At 69.7% G+C, this 17,256-nt stretch carries 18 protein-coding genes; 10 read left to right on the forward strand and 8 right to left on the reverse strand.

Annotated features, from left to right (window positions below; all coding sequences use genetic code 11):
- Positions 1-54: 54 nt before the first annotated feature.
- The 3 genes from ACFY2X_RS27705 to ACFY2X_RS27715 are packed head-to-tail and all read right to left on the reverse strand — an operon-like array spanning position 55 to position 3,529.
- Complete coding sequence (locus ACFY2X_RS27705) at positions 55-819, reverse strand: 3-oxoacyl-ACP reductase (protein ID WP_389943246.1); 765 nt, start codon at positions 817-819, stop codon at positions 55-57.
- Positions 819-2,165, reverse strand: coding sequence for an aldehyde dehydrogenase family protein (locus tag ACFY2X_RS27710; protein WP_389943250.1), 1,347 nt, complete (start codon positions 2,163-2,165; stop codon positions 819-821). Before ACFY2X_RS27710 ends, ACFY2X_RS27705 begins: the two co-directional genes overlap by 1 nt.
- 2 nt (positions 2,166-2,167) lie before the next feature.
- Positions 2,168-3,529, reverse strand: coding sequence for a glutamine synthetase family protein (locus tag ACFY2X_RS27715; RefSeq protein WP_389943253.1), 1,362 nt, complete (start codon positions 3,527-3,529; stop codon positions 2,168-2,170).
- A 246-nt stretch (positions 3,530-3,775) separates the two neighbouring features.
- On the opposite strand from ACFY2X_RS27715, the gene ACFY2X_RS27720 reads away from it, so the two are divergent.
- The 7 genes from ACFY2X_RS27720 to ACFY2X_RS27750 all read left to right on the forward strand — a co-directional run bounded on the left by ACFY2X_RS27720 (position 3,776) and on the right by ACFY2X_RS27750 (position 7,875).
- On the forward strand, positions 3,776-4,060 hold the full coding sequence (locus tag ACFY2X_RS27720) for a hypothetical protein (protein ID WP_389943255.1): 285 nt from the start codon (positions 3,776-3,778) through the stop codon (positions 4,058-4,060).
- Positions 4,061-4,130: 70 nt separating this feature from the next.
- Positions 4,131-4,853, forward strand: a complete 723-nt coding sequence (locus ACFY2X_RS27725) for a FadR/GntR family transcriptional regulator (RefSeq protein WP_389943258.1) — start codon at positions 4,131-4,133, stop codon at positions 4,851-4,853.
- 48 nt (positions 4,854-4,901) lie between these two features.
- Positions 4,902-5,654, forward strand: a complete 753-nt coding sequence (locus tag ACFY2X_RS27730; protein ID WP_389943261.1) for a hypothetical protein — start codon at positions 4,902-4,904, stop codon at positions 5,652-5,654.
- A gap of 29 nt (positions 5,655-5,683) precedes the next feature.
- Positions 5,684-6,082, forward strand: a complete 399-nt coding sequence (locus ACFY2X_RS27735; RefSeq protein WP_389943263.1) for a hypothetical protein — start codon at positions 5,684-5,686, stop codon at positions 6,080-6,082.
- A 172-nt stretch (positions 6,083-6,254) separates the two neighbouring features.
- The gene (locus tag ACFY2X_RS27740; RefSeq protein ID WP_389943266.1) at positions 6,255-6,578 is read left to right on the forward strand and encodes a hypothetical protein; all 324 of its coding nucleotides are present in this window, start codon (positions 6,255-6,257) and stop codon (positions 6,576-6,578) included.
- Entirely contained in the window at positions 6,575-7,588 is a 1,014-nt protein-coding gene (gene tnpB / locus ACFY2X_RS27745; RefSeq protein ID WP_389943269.1) for an IS607 family element RNA-guided endonuclease TnpB, read from the forward strand. The genes ACFY2X_RS27740 and tnpB overlap by 4 nt, the downstream gene beginning before the upstream one ends.
- Entirely contained in the window at positions 7,564-7,875 is a 312-nt protein-coding gene (locus ACFY2X_RS27750; protein ID WP_389943272.1) for a zinc ribbon domain-containing protein, read from the forward strand. Before tnpB ends, ACFY2X_RS27750 begins: the two co-directional genes overlap by 25 nt.
- A gap of 91 nt (positions 7,876-7,966) precedes the next feature.
- Here the strand turns inward: ACFY2X_RS27750 and ACFY2X_RS27755 are convergent, their stop codons facing one another.
- Genes ACFY2X_RS27755 through ACFY2X_RS27775 form a run of 5 tightly spaced genes read right to left on the reverse strand, consistent with a single transcriptional unit; the run spans position 7,967 to position 13,066 of the window.
- Positions 7,967-8,308: a type II toxin-antitoxin system PemK/MazF family toxin gene (locus ACFY2X_RS27755; RefSeq protein ID WP_389943275.1), complete on the reverse strand. Its 342-nt coding sequence runs from the start codon at positions 8,306-8,308 to the stop codon at positions 7,967-7,969.
- Positions 8,305-8,550 carry a hypothetical protein gene (locus ACFY2X_RS27760; RefSeq protein ID WP_389943278.1) on the reverse strand — a complete coding sequence of 82 codons (246 nt, stop codon included), beginning with the start codon at positions 8,548-8,550 and terminating at the stop codon, positions 8,305-8,307. The genes ACFY2X_RS27755 and ACFY2X_RS27760 overlap by 4 nt, the downstream gene beginning before the upstream one ends.
- 50 nt (positions 8,551-8,600) lie before the next feature.
- On the reverse strand, positions 8,601-10,337 hold the full coding sequence (locus tag ACFY2X_RS27765; protein ID WP_389943281.1) for a High-affinity nickel-transporter: 1,737 nt from the start codon (positions 10,335-10,337) through the stop codon (positions 8,601-8,603).
- Positions 10,337-11,626 carry a tetratricopeptide repeat protein gene (locus ACFY2X_RS27770; protein WP_389943284.1) on the reverse strand — a complete coding sequence of 430 codons (1,290 nt, stop codon included), beginning with the start codon at positions 11,624-11,626 and terminating at the stop codon, positions 10,337-10,339. The genes ACFY2X_RS27765 and ACFY2X_RS27770 overlap by 1 nt, the downstream gene beginning before the upstream one ends.
- 57 nt (positions 11,627-11,683) lie before the next feature.
- The gene (locus ACFY2X_RS27775) at positions 11,684-13,066 is read right to left on the reverse strand and encodes a DUF4331 domain-containing protein (protein WP_389943286.1); all 1,383 of its coding nucleotides are present in this window, start codon (positions 13,064-13,066) and stop codon (positions 11,684-11,686) included.
- Positions 13,067-13,343: 277 nt separating this feature from the next.
- Here ACFY2X_RS27775 and ACFY2X_RS27780 point away from each other — a divergent pair, with 277 nt between their 5' ends.
- From ACFY2X_RS27780 to ACFY2X_RS27790, 3 genes are all read left to right on the forward strand, one after another.
- Entirely contained in the window at positions 13,344-13,592 is a 249-nt protein-coding gene (locus ACFY2X_RS27780; RefSeq protein ID WP_389943289.1) for an acyl carrier protein, read from the forward strand.
- Positions 13,589-14,809: a beta-ketoacyl-[acyl-carrier-protein] synthase family protein gene (locus ACFY2X_RS27785; protein ID WP_389943291.1), complete on the forward strand. Its 1,221-nt coding sequence runs from the start codon at positions 13,589-13,591 to the stop codon at positions 14,807-14,809. The genes ACFY2X_RS27780 and ACFY2X_RS27785 overlap by 4 nt, the downstream gene beginning before the upstream one ends.
- Before the next feature lie 442 nt (positions 14,810-15,251).
- Positions 15,252-16,919 (forward strand): ABC transporter ATP-binding protein, encoded by a 1,668-nt coding sequence (locus ACFY2X_RS27790; protein WP_389943294.1) that lies wholly within the window; start codon positions 15,252-15,254, stop codon positions 16,917-16,919.
- Positions 16,920-17,256 lie beyond the last annotated feature (337 nt).

Raw genomic sequence — 17,256 nt, forward strand, 5'->3', positions numbered from 1 at the left:
CTTGCCGGATGCCGGGACGCGGAGTGCTCGGCCGCGTCCCGGCACGCTCATTGGTTACAGCGGGGTGACGTAGGCGCCCGAGATGCCGCCGTCCACCAGGAACTCCGACCCGGTGATGAAGCTCGAGTCGTCCGACGCCAGGAACGCCACCGCGGCGGCGATCTCCGAGGCCTCGGCGAACCGGCCGACCGGGATGTGCACCAGGCGGCGCTGCGCCCGCTCGGGGTCCTTGGCGAACAGCTCCTGCAGCAGCGGGGTGTTCACCGGTCCCGGGCACAGGGCGTTGACCCGGACGCCGTCGCGGGCGAACTGCACGCCGAGCTCGCGGGACATCGCCAGCACGCCGCCCTTGGAGGCGGTGTAGGAGATCTGGGAGGTCGCCGAGCCCATCACGGCCACGAACGAGGCGGTGTTGATGATCGAGCCCTTGCCCTGCTGCCGCATGTAGGGGATGGCGTGCTTGCAGCACAGGTAGACGCTCGTCAGGTTGACCTCCTGGACCCGGCGCCAGGCGTCGATGCCGGTCTCCAGGATGGAGTCGTCGTCGGGCGGGGAGATGCCCGCGTTGTTGAAGGCGATGTCCACGCTGCCGTAGGTGTCGAACGCCGTCTGGAACATCCGGACGACGTCGTCCTCGACGGTGACGTCGGCCTTGACGAACAGGCCGTTCACCTCGGCCGCGACCTTGGAGCCGCTGGCTTCGTCCAGGTCCACGCACACCACGCGGGCGCCCTCCTGGGCGAACCGGTGCGCTGTGGCCAGGCCGATCCCGCTTCCCGCACCGGTGATGACGGCCACTCGGTCCTGCAGGCGTTGCATTATTCCTCCGAAATGAAGACGTTTTTGGTCTCGGTGAACGCGGAAAGAGCGTCGGGGCCCAGCTCGCGGCCGAGCCCGGACTGTTTGAAGCCACCGAACGGGGTCCAGTAGCGGACGCTCGAATGGGAGTTGACGCTGAGGTTGCCCGCCTCGACAGCCCGGGCCACCCGCAGGGCCCGGCCGACGTCCCGGGTCCAGATGGATCCGCTGAGGCCGTACTGCGTGTTGTTGGCGATCCGTACGGCGTGCGCCTCGTCGTCGAACGGCACCACCGCCACCACCGGCCCGAAGATCTCCTCGGTGAACGCCCGGTCGTCCAGGCTGTCCGGGGTGAGGAGCGTCGCGGGGAACCAGAACCCGGGCCCTGACGGGCAGGATCCTTGCAGGTAGGGCGTTTCGGTGACGAAGGAGGCCACCCGGTCCCGGTGCTCCGCGCTGATCAGGGGGCCCATCTCGGTGCTCTCGTCGCGAGGATCACCGATCTTGACCTTCAGCATCGCCTGGGAGAGCCGCTCCAGGAAGTCGTCGTAGACCGAGCGCTCCACCAGGATCCGGGACCGCGCGCAGCAGTCCTGGCCGGAGTTGTCGAACACCGCGTACGGCGCGGTCGCCGCGGCCTTCTCCAGGTCGGCGTCGGCGAAGACGACGTTGGCGCTCTTGCCGCCCAGCTCCAGGGTGATCCGCTTGACCTGCCCGGCGCACTTGGCCGCGATCTCCTTGCCCACCTCGGTCGAACCGGTGAACACGATCTTGGCCACGTCCGGGTGCTCGACCAGCCGAGCGCCCGCCACCTCCCCTGCCCCAGGCAGGACCTGGAGCACCCCCTCGGGGAGGCCCGCCGCGAGGGCCAGCTCGGCCAGTCGCAGGGCGGTCAGCGGCGTCCACTCGGCGGGTTTGACGATCACCGTGTTGCCCGCCGCCAGAGCCGGAGCCACCCCCCAGGTCATGATGACCATCGGGAAGTTCCACGGCACGATCACGCCGACGACGCCCAGTGGCTCCTGGAAGGTGACGTCCAGCCCTCCGGGCACCGGGATCTGCTTGCCGTGGTTGCGCTCGGGCGCTCCGGCGTAGAAGTTCAGCACGTCACGGACGTTGCCCGCTTCCCAGCGGGCGTTGCCGACCGTGTGGCCGGCGTTCGCGATCTCCAGCTGCGCCAGCTCTTCGGCGTGCTCCTCCACCAGGGAGGCGAAGGCGCGCAGCAGCCGGGCCCGGTCGCCCGGGCTGACGTTCCGCCAGGTGGTGAAGGCCCGTCTGGCGCGCTCCACCGCCCGATCCACCTCGGCGGCGTCCACGAACTCGACCTCGGCGACCACGTCTTCGGTGGCCGGATTGATGATTTTCACGCTCACATCCGTTCGAATCCCCGGAACAGCTCCCAGTCGGTGACCGCCGACTCGAAGGCGGACAGCTCGACCCGGGCGTTGTTCGCGTAATGCGCCACGACGTCTTCGCCGAAGGCTTCCTTGGCCAGTTCGGAGCCCTCCCACAGCTCCAGCGCGTCCCGGAGCGTGTGCGGCACGGTATCCGCGCCCGACGAGTAGGCGTTCCCGGTGAACGCCTCCTCCAGCGGCAGCTCGTTGTCGATGCCGTACAGCCCGGCCGCGATCAGCGCCGAGACCGCCATATAGGGGTTGACGTCACCACCGGGCACCCGGTTCTCCAGGCGCAGCGACTGCCCGTGGCCGACCAGGCGCAGCGCGCAGGTCCGGTTGTCCACGCCCCACTTGACCGCGGTGGGGGCGAAACTGCCCGGCACATATCGCTTGTAGGAGTTGATGTTCGGGGCATAGAGCAGGGTGAGCTCCCGCATGCAGGCGAGCTGCCCGGCGATGAAGTGCCGGCCGACTTTGGAGAGCCCGTACGGCTCCGAGCCCGCCATGACCGGGTTCCCGTCGCTCGACCGGAGCGAGATGTGGATGTGGCAGGAGTTGCCCTCGCGCTGGTTCGGCTTGGCCATGAAGGTGATCGACGCGCCCTCCTGGGCGGCGATCTCCTTGGCGCCGTTCTTGTAGATCGAGTGGTTGTCGCAGCTCGTGAGGGCGTCGGCGTAGCGGAAGGCGATCTCGTGCTGTCCGAGGTTGCACTCGCCCTTGGCCGACTCGACGTACATCCCGGCGCCCTCCATGCCGAGCCTGATCCTGCGCAGCAGCGGCTCGATCCGGGCGGTGCCGAGGAGGGAGTAGTCGACGTTGTAGAGGTTGGCCGGGGACAGGTCGCGGTAGGCCTTCTGCCAGGCGCCTTCGTAGGTGTCGTTGTAGACCACGAACTCCAGCTCGGTGCCGACGAACGCCTCCCAGTCCCGCTCGCCCAGGCGGGCGAGCTGCCGGCGGAGGATCTGCCGGGGCGAGGCCGTGACGTCGGAGTCGTCCTCCCAGACCAGGTCGGCCATCAGCATGGCCGTACCCTCCTGCCACGGCACCCGGCGCAGCGTGGACAGGTCGGGCTTCATCACGAAGTCGCCGTATCCCCGCTCCCAGGACGACATCGCGTAGCCGTCCACGGTGTTCATGTCCACGTCCACCGCGAGCAGATAGTTGCAGCCCTCGGAGGCGTGGTGCAGCACCTCCTCCAGGAAGTAGCGCGCTGATAGCCGCTTTCCCTGAAGGCGTCCCTGCATGTCGACGATCGCCAGCAACACGGTGTCGATCCGCCCAGCCTCGACCTCCGTGCGGAGTTGCTCGACGGTCAGCGGTGCATGGGAAGTCATGAGCGCACCCTTCCATTAAAAGTCTGGAACCAGACCAATGGGGGCATGCAAGCATCGCGAAAGCCCGGTGTCAAGAGTCGCGACGCGTCACGGTGGAATTCGGTGCCTCTCCCGGAAGTTTTTGCAGGATTGTCGCCGCTGGGGTCTTGACGCAGAGGGGTGACCAGGCGAAATATCTCGCCAAACGGTTATGGTCCGACTCTAGACCATTGATCTTACGGTCGGCCGACCCTCGGGGGTGAAGACGTGCTGGACGGCAAGCGACATGTCCACGGCGTGGACTACCAGAAGGTCTCCGCCGACTACCTGCACAAGCGGCAGCTGAAGTCCGGATCCGCCGGGTGGGTCCTGCTGGCCCTCGTCGCGGTCATGGCCACCTTCCTGGTGAACGTGACGGCCGCCCTCATCACGGCCGGGATCTTCGTCGCGTCGCTGGCCTACTTCTGGTTCTACAGCCGTCACCGGCTGGTCGCCAACGCGCCCGAGGAAGAGTTCGAGGCGATCGAACGCGCCGAGGCGGAACTCGTCTGAGTGCTCACTAAGCTGGAGATCACCGGAAGGGAACAACCGGGGAACTCCACAAAGATGGAAGGCGGCGGCCATGGGGGAAACGGGCTTCGACGTCACGTTCCGCCCCGTACGCGCGGGCAACGCCTTCGAGGAGACCGTCGAGCGGCTCCTCCAGGTGATCAAGCTCGGCTCCGTCGCCCACGGCGAGAAGCTCCCTCCCGAGCGAGAGCTCGCCACCCGGCTCGGAATCAGCCGCGTCACCCTGCGAGAGGCCATCAGGGCGTTGCAGGAGGCGGGCTATCTCGACGTACGGCGCGGCCGGTACGGCGGCGCGTTCGTGACCTACCAGCCCGCCCCCCCACACCAGGAGGAGCTGCGCAGGGTGGTGGCGGACATGGGCATCGACGACCTGGACGACGCGCTCACCTTCCGGATGGCCGTCGAGTGCGGGGCCGCCCAGATACTGGCCACCTCCGAGCTGACCCAGGCGCAGCGCAGGGCGATGCGGCAGCGCCTGATGGAGGTCAACTCCGCAAGCCCGGGCGACTACCGCCGCCTGGACACCGCCTTCCATCTGACCATCGCGGAGCTGACCGGCTCCCCGCTGCTCGCCGCGGCCTGCGCCGACGCCCGGCTGCGGGTCACCGACCTGCTCAACGCCATCCCGATACTCCAGCGCAACATCGAGCACGCCGCCGCCCAGCACGAGGCGATCGTGACGGCCATCCTCGCCGGTGACCCCGACGCCGCGCGCCGGGCGGTGGCCGAGCATCTGGAGGGCACCGCCGCGCTCTTGCGGGGTTTCCTCGCATAACTCGCATAATCTGATGAAGCCGTGTGGAGTCTTTTTCAAGATCGGATAGTGGGCGCAGGACGGCTGCCGCTGTTCTGTTTCTTCGTCGCGCTGATCCTCGCCTTCGTGTTCACCCGGATCAACGTGCGGCTCATCCGAGCCAGAATCGGCTGGTTCCGCAACGTCAACATCGGTGAGATGCACATCCACCATGTGGTGTTCGGTGTGGTGCTGACCCTGCTCAGCGGGGTGGCGGGGCTGCTCGTCTCGGCCATCTCCCAGACCTGGTACGCCGTGACGGCGGGCGCCTTCGGCATCGGCGCCGCCCTGATCCTGGACGAGTTCGCGCTGATCCTGCACCTGCGCGACGTCTACTGGGAAGAGGAGGGCCGCACCTCGGTCGACGCCGTGTTCATCGCGATCGCGATCACCGGCCTGCTCCTGCTCGGCCTGCGCCCGCTCGGCTGGGAGCGCTCCGACGGCACACCGCAGGGAACGTGGCTCACGATCGGCCTCATCGTGGTCAACCTCGTGCTCGCCGTGGTCACCCTGCTCAAGGGCAAGATCTGGACAGGCCTGGCGGGCCTGTTCATCCCGCTCCTGCTGATCCCCGGCGCCCTGCGGCTGGCCCGCCCGGGATCACCCTGGGCCCACTGGTTCCTGGCACCCAGCGCCCGGCATCCCCGGCCCCGCCAGATGGCCAGGGCGCAGCGCCGTGAAGAACGCTGGCGCCGCCCGGTGATCAAGGCCAAAATCGCCTTCCAGGAGTTCGTCTCCGGCCGCCACGACCTCCCCTCCACCCGGCGCCGCGCCCGGTGGTGAGCGGTGGCGCGATGGGCATACTGGGGGGCGTGAGCACGTTCCCGTTCCACTGGGACGGCGTGGACCAACAGGTCCCCGACTCCCCGGACGACGCGGTGGGCCGCAGAATGCGCGACCTGCACGAGCGCGGCCTCGCCCGCGACATCGTCGACATCGCATCGGTCTCCCACCTGTACGGCTTCCGCGAGCTGGAACATCTCGCCCGCCTGCACACCGAGGGGTTCTCCCTCGCGGAGTTGGTGATGCGGCTGGAGTTCGCGGAACTGATCGCGGACGAGGACTTCGAGGCCTGCGGTGTGGACGAGGAGCACATCAGGGAGATCCGGCGGTTCTCCTCCGCCTGGGTGGAGGACATCAAACTCCGCCGCGCCGACGAGGGCGACGCCGAATACGGCACCGACTACGACGACGTCCCCGACATCGACTGATGCGCTCGCGAAAGGCCATCCGCTGTGCCATCGGTGGTGGCACGGTCAGGGCATGGCGATATCGGCGGTCGAGGCTGAGACGGCTTCCCGTCCAGCTGTGTCGCGTATCCAGGGTCGGGAACTGTTCACTAAAACGTGAGCGAACGGGAACGAACGCGTGTTCAATGGGTGAGTGAAGCTTGCCCAGTGGGCGCGGTCGCAGGGCATTCACCCGCAGACCGCTTACCGGTGGTTCCGGGAAGGCAAAATGCCTGTCCCGGCCCGCCGTCTGTCCACCGGCACGATCGTCGTGGACGGCCCGGCCGCCCAGAGCCTGGGCGGGGCCGTGCTGTACGCGCGGGTGTCTTCCCACGGCGAGACCACCGACGACCTGGTACGCGGCATGATCGAGGTGCTGACGTCGATGTGCGCGCGCCTGTACGGGCGGCGCGGGGCGCGCAACCGGGCGCTGCGGGCCCTCACCGCCGCCCAAGCCGCTGATCGCCAGACCTCGTGAAGGTCGTCCAGGCCTACCGGTACGCGCTCACCCCCACGCCCATGCAGGAGGGTGCGCTGGCGTCGCACTGCGGTGCGGCGCGGTTCGCCTTCAACTGGGGTCTGGCACTGGTCAAGGCCGCCCTGGACCAGCGGGAGGCGGAGAAGACCTATGGGATGCCCGAGGAACTGCTGACCGAGGCGCCCTGGTCGCTGCCCGCGCTGCGCCGGGCGTGGAACACCGCCAAGGACCAGGTGGCGCCGTGGTGGGCGGACAACTCCAAGGAGGCCTACAGCTCCGGCCTGGACGGGCTGGCCCGGGCGTTGAAGAACTGGGCCGCCTCCCGCGCCGGGACCCGGACGGGCAAACCTCCCGGGTTTCCCCGGTTCAAGGCCAAGCACCGCACCACCCTGTCGTGCCGGTTCACCACCGGTGTCATCCGCCTGGAGACCGACCGGCGCCACGTCACGCTGCCCCGGCTGGGCACCATCCGCACCGCCGAATCCACCCGCAAGCTCGCCCGGCACCTGGAACGCGGCACGGGGCGGATCCTGTCGGCCACCATCCGGCACCAGGGCGGCCGGTGGTTCGTCGCGTTCACCTGCGCAATCGACCGTGCCGACCGCGCCCCGGCCCGGCCGGATGCCGTGGTCGGGGTGGATCTCGGCGTCACGGCGCTGGCGGTGCTGTCCACCGGCGAGACGATCGACAACCCCAAGCACCACTGGGCGGCGCTGCGCAAGCTGCGCAGACTGAACAGGGAACTGGCCCGCCGCCAGGGCCCCCGCACCCCGGGCGGGGGCCGGCGCGAGGCGTCGGCCCGCTGGCGCACGACCAAGGCGGCACTCGGTAAGGCGCACGCGCGGGTGGCCGGCCGGCGGCGCGACGGCCTGCACCAGCTCACCAGCCGGCTGGCCGCCGCCTACGGCACGGTCGTGGTCGAAGACCTCCACGTGGCCGGATGCTGGCCAACCGCCGCCTGGCCCGCGCCGTCGCCGATGCCGGCATGGCCGAGGTGCGCCGCCAGCTGACCTACAAGACCACCTGGAGGGGCGGGCGGCTGGTAGTGGCCGACCGCTGGTTCCCCTCCAGCAAGACGTGCTCGGCATGTGGCGCGGTGAAAGCCAAGCTCGCCCTGGCGGAACGCACCTACGCATGCACCGCCTGCGGTCTGGTCCTGGACCGGGATGTCAACGCCGCACGCAACCTGGCCGCGCTCGCGGCCCGGTATGAGCACGACGTCGCCCAGAGTTGCGGGGAGACGGAAAACGCCCGTGGAGCCGGTGTAAGACCCACCCGGGTGGGCTGTCGGCAGTGAAGCGGGAACCCCGGGAAACCGGGGAACGCCGTGGCCACAAGGCCACGGCTGCCTGACCTGTGCTCACATGTGATCACACTTCAGGTAACGGTCACAGCCCGAGGACGCGACGGAGTCCGTCGTCGACCGCGCTCATCAGCGCGTCCGGCGCCGAGCCCACGGGGCCGTCGAGTTCGTTCTTGTTCAGTGTGACCAGCGCCGTCACATTGGCCACGGAGTCGCGTTTGAGGCCGGTCGCGATCGCGGGCAGGAACACGTTGCCGGGCATCGCGGCGAGACCGGTGTTGGAAGTGATCACTGCTACCAGCACGGTCGCCAGGCGACTGGCGTTGTACGGCTCGGCCTGCACGACGAGGACAGGGCGTCGCTTCGCCGGACGACTGCCGGTCGCCTCGCCGAGGTCGGCCCAGTAGATCTCACCTCTGCGGATCACCAATCGTCCTCTTCGAGGGCCAGTGTCCGGCGGCCCGCGGAGACCGCGACTTCGGCGGAGTCGTCGTCGGCGGCCAGTTCAACCGCTGTGTTGATCTGGTCGACCAGATTTTGGGACTCCAGGTGGTTCATGTAGCGCTGTGCGGCGGTGGTGTAGAACTCGGACCTGCTCACACCTAACGTCGCCGCGCATCTCTCGGCTCGCGAGTAGATTTCGTCGGGAACGGATATCGCTGTCTTCACAGTAAGAGTATAACTCGGTATAACCATCCGGGTGGGCTGTTCGTCTCTCCTCAGATGGCTCCCGTGAGGCTCCGTACGGCCAGGCCCAGGCCGAGCAGGACGACGACGGTCGCGGTGCCGATCGGGGCGAGGGCCGACAGGCGGGCGGCCGTGCCGTGCCCCCTCGCCGCCAGGCGGTCGAGCCGTCCCGCGAACCTGACGAGGAGCAGGCCGGTGGCGGTGAGCGTGCCCGCCATCCCGATGCCGTAGGCGAGGACGAGCGAGATCCCGAACCAGGTGCGGCCGAGCGCGATCGCTCCCAGCAGGACGACGAGTGCCGAAGGACTGGGCACGAGACCCCCGGCCACCCCGAGACCCACCAGCCCGCGCCGCGAGCGCACAGCCCCCTCGCCCCGCTCGGAGCCTTCCCGCCCTGGTCGGTCGGGGCCTTCTTGCTCCGGCCGTTCGGGGCTTTCTCGCCCTGGCTGGTCGGGGCCTTCTTGCTCCGGCCGATTGGGGCTTTCCCGCTCCAAGAGCGCTATTCGGGCACCCTCCCGGGCCGGGTGGTCCCGTCCGGAAGACCCATGTTCGGAGTGGTCATGTCCGTGATCAAGGTGCCCGTGCTCGTGCCCGTGCTCGTGACCATGTCCGAAGTGGCCGTGGTTGTGTCCGTGTCCGTGCCCGTGGTCGTGGTCGTGGGGAAGGGGTTCGCCGGTGCGGTGGGTGTGCCAGGCGGAGCGTAGGAGGCCGGCGCCGACGGCGGTGATCAGGAGGCCGCTGACCAGGCCGAGCCAGGCGAGCACGGATTCTCCGGTGAGGGCGGAGAAGGCGCTCAGCAGCAGGCCGACCACGAGAACGCCCAGCGTGTGGGTGGCGGTCACGGTGGCGCCGACGATCAGCGCGTCGCGGGGACGGCCCCTCCTCCCGGCCAGGTACGCGGCCATGATGGTCTTGCCGTGGCCGGGGATGAGAGCGTGACCGGCGCCGAGGACCACCGCCAGCGACACCGCCAGCAGGCCCAGCGGCATGGTCAGGGACTCGGTGCCGATCAGCCCGGTGAACGTGCGGTCCAGCGCCGCCAGCGCGTCCCCGACCGGTCCGCCGGAAACCAGCGGCGGTGCGATCGACGCCGATCCGGTCCCCGGGGTGACGCTCAGCTCCGCCGTACGCTGGTCGAGAGGGCTGGCCAGCAGGTCGTCCGGGTAGGCGCGCAGTTCCCGGCTGACACTCGCGCCGGGAACGGACGAGCGCGCCAGCCGCACCCCTCCCGAGGACACTGCGGTGATCTCCCGCCAGCCCAGCCGGTCGGCGAGGAAGCCGTCGCTGAACCCGACCGTCTTCGGCGCCGCCACCGCCGCGGAGAGCAGGCATGTCAGACGGCCGGTCTCCAGCCCGCCCTGGCCGGGCCCGTAGGCGAAACCGGCTTCGGTGATCTGCCACGTCACCGCTGCTCCGTTCACCGTCAGCCGCTGCGCGGTCATGAGCGCGGCGCACCGGGCGGTGCCGTACGCCGACCGCTCGGCCGAGGAGACCGTCCCCGACCTGTCGGCGTCCACCGAGGGCCGTTCCTGGAGAGTGGGAAGTTCGGCGCTGTCCACGACGGCCAGGTTCTCCACCCTGTCCGGGGTGATCCGCAGGCCGTTGTAGTGGTTGACGGTGAAGTTGCCCAGCGGGTGCATGACCTCGGCGCGGGCGGGGGCGGCCGGCAGGACGAGCGCCGCGCAGAGCGTGGCCGCGAGGCAGAGGAGAACCGAGGCCGCCGGTCGGAGAACCTTGCCGGGCGCGGGCGGGAGAACCTTTCCGAGCATCATGAGAACCTCGCGAGGGCGGGAAGATCGGGTGAGAAGGCGGGGTTGGCGTCGCGGACGCGGGCGGCGGAGCGCGCGGCCTCCTCGGCCAGGCCCAGCGAGCGTTCGATCTCGGCACGATGGTGGTGGAGCAGGGCGTTGCGCCAGCCGGTGGCGGTGGCTTTCTTCGCGTACGGCAGGGCCTCGCGGTCGCGGCCGTCGCGATGCAGGGCCCAGGCCAGGGCGTCGGCGGCGACGACGTTGGGGTTGCGGGCGTATTCGGCTTCGGCGTGTTCGACGGCCCGCGCCGCGGAACCGTGATCGGCTTCGAATTCGGCCCAGGTCAGGTCGTCCCTGACCCCGGTCTCCCGCATCAGGTCCCGCTGCGCCCGCAGCAGCGCCCACTGCTGGGAGGGGTCTTTGCCGGCCTTGACCAGCACCTCGGCGTACTCGATCACATACTGGGCCAGGGGAAGCCGCCCGACCACGGTGCCGTAGAGGTCGATCGCGTCGGCCAGCCGACCGTCGAGCGCGGCGGCCCGGGCGGTTCCGGCGAGGGCCGGGGTGAAGTCGGGGGCGGCGTTCAGCGCGAGACGGTACTGCTCGGCGGCACCACGCAGGTCACCGGCGTGCAGGGCGAGCTCGCCGAGGTAGTGGCGGCAGTAGGCGATGTCGGTGGGGGAGAAGGCGTCGTCGAGGGCGTGCTCCAGCATGCGGCGGGCCTCGGCGCGGTCGCCCTTGAGCTCGGCGTCGTAGGAGGCCCGGGTGAAGGACGCGACGCCGGGGCGCAGCTCCATCATCCTGCCGATCGCCCGGGTGGCCTCGGCGTACCGGCCGAGCTGGGTGTAGGCGTCGGCCAGCACCGCCTGGGCGCCCTGGCCGTAGGGGTTGGCGGCCTGCGACAGGCGGGCCAGCCGTACGGCCTCGGCGAAGTCGTGGCGGCCGGCGGCGAGGGCGGCCTGGCCGGTCAGCGCGGCGAAGTTGCCGGGGCTCAGCGCGGCGGACCTGGCCAGCGCCCGCTCGGCCCGGGGGTAGAAGGACGGGTCGGCGGTGACGCGTGCCTGCTGGACGTACGCGGAGCCGAGCTGGGCCCAGGCCTGGTGGTCCTCGGGCAGACGCTGGAGCCGGACGGTCAGCGCGTGGATCGCGTCCTTGAGCGAGGTGGCCGAGACCGGGATCTCGGCGAGCCTGACCTGGCCGGTGGCGGCCGGTGGCGTCCGCTCGCCGGGGATCAGCGCGGCCCCCAGGGTGAGCGCCACCGCCGCCCCCAGCGCACCGGTGGCGATCCTGGTTTTCGCGGAAGTCTTCAAGGTGGTCCCCTCTGGATCGGGCGCGGGGCCGGTCACCCGGGCCCCGCGCCTTCCGGGTCAGCCCGCGTTGACCGACGTGTTGCCGGGCAGCGGGATATAGGGGAACCGGGTGCCGAACGGCTTGTCGTTCTGGTCCACCTTGTCGCCGGCGGCCAGCGCGTCGACGAGCTTGCCGGTCTGGGCGGCGCCGGCCATCGCCTGGAGGGCGATGTCGATCACGTCGTCCCCGAGACGGCGGCCGTTCGGGAAGCCCTGCAGGTCACCGGCGAGCACGCCGAGCCGGTTCGGGTTCGCGGCGGGCGCGATCGCCATGTTCAGCCGCAACATCTCCGACGGGCGCAGCTTTCCGGCGTCCTTGTTGAGGCTCTGCGAGTTGAGATCGGCCTTGATCGGGCCGTTGGCCTTGGCGACGCCGGTCAGGAAGATCTCGACCAGGTCCGCCCGGGGAGTCTTCGGCGCCTTGAGACCGTAGATGGCCTCGATGAGCCGGGGCACCTCCGGGTTGGTGACGCGCTTGACCACGGCCGGGAGGTCGGCGTCCTTCTGGGGGCTCAGCGAGTTGAAGGCGTCCTTCAGCCCGGCCGGGACCACGACCTCGTTGACCAGCGGCTGGCCCAGGCGGGAGACCTGGACGTAGCCCCTCGGGCTCCACTTGTCCACGGTGGACCACACGCCGATGACCGGGTTGCGCTTGGCGTCGCCCCTCAGCGCGACCTCGTCCTTGGGCACCTGCAGGGCGAGGGTGTGCACGTTGTAGCCCTTGAGCGTGTCCTGGCCGACCTCGGACAGGTTGCCGCCGTAGAGCAGGTCGAAGACCCGCAGGTCGGCGAAGAACGCCTCGTCCGACTGGCCGGCGAAGGCCCTGCCGCCACCCGGAAGGGTCTTGATCGACTGCGCCCGCAGCGAGGCGTAGTCGGGCATCGAGGCCGGCCCGGTGTTGCTCGGGGCCACCACGCCGTTCGCGACCAGGGTCCGCACTCCCCTGGGGGTGATCTTCTGGAGCGTGTAGCGCTGCCTGAACAGCAGGTTCTCGTCATCCAGAGAGGTGACGGCGCCGTTGTCGTAGAGGAAGGTGTTCGTGCCGCGCCTGTCCTCGTTGCGGAACGTCCACTGGTAGACGGTGTCGGGCTTGGCGTCGCCGTCACTGTCGATCTTGATGTTGTAGCGCGAGTTGGTGTCGAACTGGTAGAAGTTCGGCCCGCCGTTCGGCTCCTCGAACGGGATGAAGTTGGCCATCAGTGTGACGGTGTCGGGCTTGTCCGGGCTGACGAACGCGTACACGTCGGTGTTGTCGTTGCGGGGGTCGCCCGCGATCATCGGTGCCTCGCGGTGGGAGGACGCCGCACCGGTCTCGGCTCTGAGCAGGGCGAAGGAGGAGGCGGTCAAGGCCCCCGCGACGCCTATGCCGATCAGAGCGCGCCGGTTGATCCGGAGCTGCATGTCAGTCGGTCCTTTCGGCCGCCGATCACGGGTGTGACCGGCCTGTGGATGTCCCTGTGGGTGCCGGGGAGGAAGGATCCGGCCGGATTCCCCGCGCCCCCTATTCGCCGCTGGACCGCCCCCGGATTGGTCGGACTTCCCGGGCCTTGAACCATCGCGAAATGAGTGGAAATTTCGGGAACTTTGCCCGATAGCGCATAGACGGAATATGTGGCTATTTGGCTATAGTCCGGGGACTTGGGAGCGCGAGCGGACCGATCCTTTTAAAGGTGGGCGAATGGCAAGCCTCGATTCAGCCATATCCGTAGTCCAGGCCGCGATCGCCGAGGTGCTCTGCGTGCCCCGCGATCATGTGAAGCCCAGCGCCACCATCGCGGATCACCAGATCGACAGCCTGGAATGGGTGGAGATCGCCGTCATCATCGAGGAGAAGCTGGGCGTCCAGCTCGAACCCAGCGACTTCGCCGGTGCGCGGACCGTGGCCGACATGGCCGGTGTCCTGCACGCCGCGCTGGCGGCCCGGTGACACGCGTCGTCGTCACCGGGCTCGGCGTGAAAAGCCCGGCGGGCAACACGGTCGAGGAGGCCTTCGCCACGGTGCTGGCGGGCAAGTCTCTCGCGGCCGTGATCCCCGGCCTCGCCGAGGAGGAGACGCCAGTCTCGATCGGCTGCCCGCTGGCCCCGTTCGAGCCGCTGGACTACTTCACCGGACGCGAGCTCAGGACCCTCGACCGCACCTGCCAGATCGGCATCGCCGCGGCGGTCGACGCCGTCACCGACGCGGGCGGCCTGCCCGCCGAGGGCTGCGGCGTCTACGTGGGCACGGGCGCCGGCGGGTTCGCCACCATGGAGAGCCTGATCGTGGGGCACACGCTCGGCCGGGAGAAGGTGCCCGTCCACGCCGTGCCGACGCTGATGTCGAGCTCGACGGCCGCGCGCATCGCCATCCGGTACGGCTACCGCGGTCCCTGCCTCACCTTCAACACGGCCTGCGCCAGCGGGGCCACGGCGATCGGTGAGGCGCTGCGCGCGATCCGGTCGGGCGTGGTCGGCTCTGCCGTGGCCGGAGGCCTGGACGCGCTGCTCTCCCCGCTCGCCATGTACGCCTTCGCGCGTGTCGGCGCGCTGTCGGAGCGGACGGGCTCGCCCGCGGAGGCGTCCCGGCCCTTCGATGAGGACCGGGACGGCTTCGTCATGGGGGAGGGCGCCGCCTTCCTCGTCCTGGAGCGCGCCGACCTCGCCGAGGCCCGAGGCGCCCGCGTCTACGGCGAGGTCAGCGGTTACGCGGCGAACTGCGACGCCGCCCACATCGTGGCGCCGCTCAAGGACGGCTCCGTCGCGGCCGACTGCATGCGCGCGGCCCTGCTCGACGCGGGACTCACCCCCCAGGGCATCGGCCATGTCAACGCGCACGGCACCTCCACCCCGCACAACGACAGTGCCGAGGCGATCGCCCTGCACGACTGCTTCGGCGGCCGCACGCCTCCGGTGACGTCCACCAAGGGCGTGACCGGCCACCTGGTCGGCGGTGCCGGCGCGCTGGAGGCGGTCATCGCGCTGCTGTCCGCCCGCGAGGGCGTGGTTCCCCCGACCGCCAACTTCACCGGCGGTCCCGTCACGGACCTCGTCGACATCGTCCACGGCGAACCCCGCGCCATCCCCGTCGCCCCGGCCCTGTCCAACTCCTTCGGCTTCGGTGGCAGCAACGCCTGCCTGGTGCTGACCCCGTCACCGGTTTCCTGAGACCTCACGAGGTCTCCGCGCAACCCGGCGAACCACGACCCATGCTCGACCGCTGCTCGACTTCGGGGACAGGCCGCCGGGCCGTCCGCCCGCCGTACGCCGAAGGTCCGCGAAGGGCTCCCCGCGACACGACCTCGACGATCTCCAGGTCCCGCCGTACGGCGAGCCGATCGGCGGTCGCGGGTGGAGCGGTCGGCCGCTCGCACCCCTGAGGGCGGGGCCATCGTCCCTGAGGTCAACTTTGGTTGACATATTCTTTGTGTCAACCTATGTTGACGCTATCGACTTTGGTCTACGGAATCGGGCGAAGCGCTCGGGGTGAGCGCATGCGCGGTAGATAGGAAGCCCGGTGGCCGGTCATGTCAGTTCAGGGGAGAAAAAATTGCCTCAGGCCGCTTCTTGGCGTCTCTTATCCGCCTACATCCGCCCGCACAGGAGAGCCTTGCTCCTCGGCGGGCTGCTCAGCTTCGTCAGCTCGCTGGCCGGTCTGGCGATGCCGCTCCTCGCGAAGACGGTCGTCGACGCCTTCGGCGCACAGCGTCCCCTGACCGGGCCGGTGCTCGGCCTGACGGCCGCCGTGCTCGTGGGGGCGGCGATCGGCGCGGTCGGCAGATACGTGCTGGAACGCATGGGAGAGGGCATCGTGTTCTCCGCCCGCCAGAGGCTGGTGGACCGGATGCTGCGGCTGCGGGTGTCCGAGGTGGACCGGCTCAAGCCGGGAGACCTGCTGTCACGTGTGACGTCGGACACCACCCTGCTGCGGGCGGTGTTCACCGAGGGCATCGTCGAGTCGGTCGGCGCGGTGTTCATACTCGTGGGCGCCATAGTGATGATGGCGCTCATGGACGGGCTGCTGCTCCTCATCACGCTGGCGGTCCTGGTCCTGGTCGGCTCGCTCCTGGGGCTGGTCATGCCGCGCATCCGGAACGCCTCGACCCAGGCCCAGGTCGCGGTGGGAGAGATGGGGGCGGTGCTCGACCGGGTGCTGCAGGCTTTCCGCACGGTCAAGGCCAGCGGCGCCGAGGATCGCGAGATCGACACGGTGGGCGACTCGGCCCGCGAGGCGCGTGACCGGGGCGTCGCGGTCGCCTGGTGGACCTCAATCGCAGGCATCTCCGCATGGGTCGCCGCGCAACTCGCCTTCGTGGCCGTCCTGGGTGTGGGCGGGGCGCGGGTCGCCTCGGGCGCGCTGGAGGTGTCCTCGCTGATCGCGTTCCTGCTGTATCTGTTCTACCTGGTCGCCCCGATCGGCCAGCTGGTCCAGGGCTTCACCCAGATCCAGAACGGCCTGGCCGCGGTGAAGCGGATCAGGGAGGTCGAGGAGCTCCCGGCCGAGGAGCCCGGAGGCGGGATCCACGAAGTCGGCACCGCTCCCGCCGGAGTGAGCTTCGAGGACGTGGTCTTCAGCTATGGCGACGACCGGCCGATCGTCCACGACGGCGTCTCCTTCGAGGTGCCGGCCGGAGGGCTGACCGCCCTGGTCGGCCCCTCGGGAGCGGGCAAGTCCACGGTTTTCACCCTGCTCGAACGGTTCTACGAGCAACAGGCCGGGACGGTCAGGGTCGACGGCCGCGACATCAGGCAGTGGCCGCTGGCCGAGCTCCGGGCCTGTCTCGGCTACGTCGAGCAGGACGCGCCGGTGCTGGACGGCTCGCTCAGGGAGAACCTCGTCTTCGCCGCGCCGAACGTGGGTGAGGACGACATCCGGCGGGTGCTCGCGCTGACCCGGCTGGAGGATCTGGTCGCCCGGCTCCCCGAGGGCATGGAGACCAAGGTGGGGCATCGCGGGGTCATGCTCTCGGGCGGCGAGCGGCAGCGGGTGGCCATCGCGCGCGTCCTGCTGCGCCGTCCCCGGCTGCTTCTGCTCGACGAGGCCACCTCCCAGCTCGACGCGGTCAACGAGATGCGGCTTCGCGAGGTGATCGCCGAAGTGGCCAGGGAGACGACCGTTCTGGTGATCGCCCATCGCCTGTCCACGGTGACCGGCGCCGACCGGATCGTGGTGATGGAGGCGGGCCGGGTGCGGGCCGTCGGCACCCACGGCGAGCTGCTCGCCGACGACGACCTCTACCGTGAGCTCGCCGCCACCCAGTTCCTGCTCTCCACCTAGGGTTCTCCCCCTCGGGCGGCGGCCGGGCGCCGGGACAAGCCCGTGCCGCGGTTCGGGCGCGCCCGTCCGGGAAGGCGCTTCCTCTCCTCTAGGGATACGTAAAGTTGTGGTGCGCATAAGCGGATAATTTGGACTTCGATCTCGCTGACCGGTTGGCGATCCAGGAAACCGGGCATCCGGCCTGTGCGGAGCTTCTCCTTCGCGAAAGGGTGCCCATCGGGCACCCACCGGGTTCGGTCTCCGGCCTAGTCCGTGCGGGACGAGGGTCAGGACAAAGGCCGAAACGGCAGTTGAAAGACAGGGCATCCCGGATGTGTCATCCGGGATGCCTTTTTCT

The organism is Streptosporangium sp. NPDC000396 (assembly GCF_042898655.1).
Classification (GTDB): Bacteria; Actinomycetota; Actinomycetes; order Streptosporangiales; family Streptosporangiaceae; genus Streptosporangium.

What these genes read in the sequence shown, in the direction of transcription:
- ACFY2X_RS27705 (WP_389943246.1), bottom strand. Translation starts at nt 819, where the DNA reads ATGCAACGCCTGCAGGACCGAGTGGCCGTCATCACCGGTGCGGGAAGC.
- ACFY2X_RS27715 (WP_389943253.1), bottom strand. Translation starts at nt 3,529, where the DNA reads ATGACTTCCCATGCACCGCTGACCGTCGAGCAACTCCGCACGGAGGTC.
- ACFY2X_RS27725 (WP_389943258.1), top strand. Translation starts at nt 4,131, where the DNA reads ATGGGGGAAACGGGCTTCGACGTCACGTTCCGCCCCGTACGCGCGGGC.
- ACFY2X_RS27750 (WP_389943272.1), top strand. Translation starts at nt 7,564, where the DNA reads ATGGCCGAGGTGCGCCGCCAGCTGACCTACAAGACCACCTGGAGGGGC.
- ACFY2X_RS27765 (WP_389943281.1), bottom strand. Translation starts at nt 10,337, where the DNA reads ATGCTCGGAAAGGTTCTCCCGCCCGCGCCCGGCAAGGTTCTCCGACCG.
- ACFY2X_RS27775 (WP_389943286.1), bottom strand. Translation starts at nt 13,066, where the DNA reads ATGCAGCTCCGGATCAACCGGCGCGCTCTGATCGGCATAGGCGTCGCG.
- ACFY2X_RS27780 (WP_389943289.1), top strand. Translation starts at nt 13,344, where the DNA reads ATGGCAAGCCTCGATTCAGCCATATCCGTAGTCCAGGCCGCGATCGCC.